The sequence below is a fragment of the Azospirillum brasilense genome, assembly GCF_008365405.1.
Classification (GTDB): Bacteria; Pseudomonadota; Alphaproteobacteria; order Azospirillales; family Azospirillaceae; genus Azospirillum; species Azospirillum brasilense_D.
Map to the genome: position 1 here is coordinate 1 of NZ_QOKV01000055.1, position 2,500 is coordinate 2,500.

The following is a 2,500-nucleotide window of genomic DNA, read 5'->3' on the forward strand; positions in this document are numbered from 1 at the left end:
TCGAGCGATTAGTAAGGCTCAGCTTCAGGCGTTGCCGCCCGTCCACATGCCTCCTATCGACGTGATGGTCTGTCACGGCTCTCAAGGGAGTTCTGGTTTTGAGGTGGGTTTCCCGCTTAGATGCTTTCAGCGGTTATCCCGTCCATACTTAGCTACCCGGCCATGCCACTGGCGTGACAACCGGTGCACCAGAGGTATGTCCATCCCGGTCCTCTCGTACTAGGGACAGATCCTCGCAAAACTCCGACACCCACGGCAGATAGGGACCGAACTGTCTCACGACGTTCTAAACCCAGCTCACGTACCACTTTAATCGGCGAACAGCCGAACCCTTGGGACCTGCTCCAGCCCCAGGATGTGATGAGCCGACATCGAGGTGCCAAACGACTCCGTCGATATGGACTCTTGGGAGTCATCAGCCTGTTATCCCCGGCGTACCTTTTATCCGTTGAGCGATGGCCCGTCCACGTGGAACCACCGGATCACTATGGCCGACTTTCGTCTCTGCTCGACTTGTCTGTCTTGCAGTCAGGCGGGCTTATGCCATTGCACTCGTCGAGCGATTTCCGACCGCTCTGAGCCCACCATCGCGCGCCTCCGTTACACTTTGGGAGGCGACCGCCCCAGTCAAACTACCCGCCATGCAGGGTCCCGGCTCCGGATCAACGGAGCGCGGTTAGATGCCAGAGACCTCAAGGGTGGTATTTCAAGGATGGCTCCACCCGAGCTGGCGCCCGGGCTTCCTAGCCTCCCACCTATCCTACACATGAGATCCCTAGCACCACTGCAAAGCTGTAGTAAAGGTGCACGGGGTCTTTCCGTCTGACCGCGGGTACTCCGCATCTTCACGGAGAGTTCAATTTCGCTGAGTTGGTGTTGGAGACAGCGGGGAAGTCGTTACGCCATTCGTGCAGGTCGGAACTTACCCGACAAGGAATTTCGCTACCTTAGGACCGTTATAGTTACGGCCGCCGTTTACCGGGGCTTCAATTCGGAGCGTGAACCCCTCCTCTTAACCTTCCGGCACCGGGCAGGCGTCAGACCCTATACGTCGCCTTGTACGGCTTCGCAGAGCCCTGTGTTTTTAGTAAACAGTCGCCACCCCCTGGTCTGTGCCCCCCGCCCCGGCTTGCGCCGCGACGGGGCCCTCTTCTTCCGAAGTTACGAGGGCAATTTGCCGAGTTCCTTCAACACCATTCTCTCAAGCGCCTGGGTATACTCTACCAGTCCACCTGTGTCGGTTTGGGGTACGGTCTGATGCGGGGGCTGTTTCCTGGAACGGGTCCCCAGCCGGGCCAATCCGATAAGGCCCGACACGCTTTCCCATTCGTCACACACCCGCTGGCCCACGAATATTAACGTGGTTCCCATCGACTACGCCTTTCGGCCTCGCCTTAGGGGCCGGCTCACCCTGCGTGGATTAACCTTGCGCAGGAACCCTTGGACTTTCGGCGACAGTGTTTCTCACACTGTTTGTCGCTACTCATGTCAGCATTCTCACTTCCGATACCTCCAGGCGGCCTCACGGACACCCTTCGCAGGCTTACGGAACGCTCCGCTACCACGTGATCAGAGATCACATCCGCAGCTTCGGTACACGGCTTGAGCCCCGATACATTTTCGGCGCAGGCCGGCTTAACTAGACCAGTGAGCTATTACGCTTTCTTTAAAGGATGGCTGCTTCTAAGCCAACCTCCTGGTTGTCATGGCCTTCCCACATCCTTTCCCACTTAGCCGTGATTTGGGGACCTTAGCTGGCGGTCTGGGCTGTTTCCCTCTCGACGATGGACCTTAGCACCCACCGTCTGTCTGCCGGGCTGTGCTCCACGGTATTCGGAGTTTGGTTAGGTTTGGTAAGCCGCGAGGCCCCCTAGCCCATCCAGTGCTCTACCCCCGTGGGCAATCGCCCGACGCGCTACCTAAATAGCTTTCGCGGAGAACCAGCTATTTCCCGGTTTGATTGGCCTTTCACCCCTAGCCACAGGTCATCTCCGACTTTTTCAACAGGCGTGAGTTCGGTCCTCCAGTGCGTGTTACCGCACCTTCAACCTGCCCATGGCTAGATCACCGGGTTTCGGGTCTACAGCAAGCAACTCACGCGCCCTCTTCAGACTCGCTTTCGCTGCGCCTCCGGCTATCGCCTTAAGCTCGCTGCTTACTGTAAGTCGCTGACCCATTATACAAAAGGTACGCCGTCACGGCGCAAGGCCGCTCCGACTGCTTGTAGGCATCCGGTTTCAGGAACTGTTTCACTCCCCTCGTCGGGGTGCTTTTCACCTTTCCCTCACGGTACTGGTGCACTATCGGTCACTGAGGAGTACTTAGGCTTGGAGGGTGGTCCCCCCATGTTCGGACAGGGTTTCACGTGCCCCGCCCTACTCGAGGATTGAACCTGGTTTACCCGTACGGGACTATCACCCGCTCTGGTGCGCCTTTCCAGACGCTTCCGGTTATGTCGGTCCAACCACTGGCCTGGTCCGCGTTCGCTCGCCACTACTAG

1 rRNA gene (cut by a window edge) is annotated in these 2,500 nt (G+C 58.1%); it reads right to left on the minus strand.

Features of this window, described 5'->3' with window-relative positions:
* A 23S ribosomal RNA gene (locus DS837_RS31580) occupies positions 1-2,500 on the minus strand (its annotated part continues 234 nt past the right edge of the window); the annotation flags it as partial.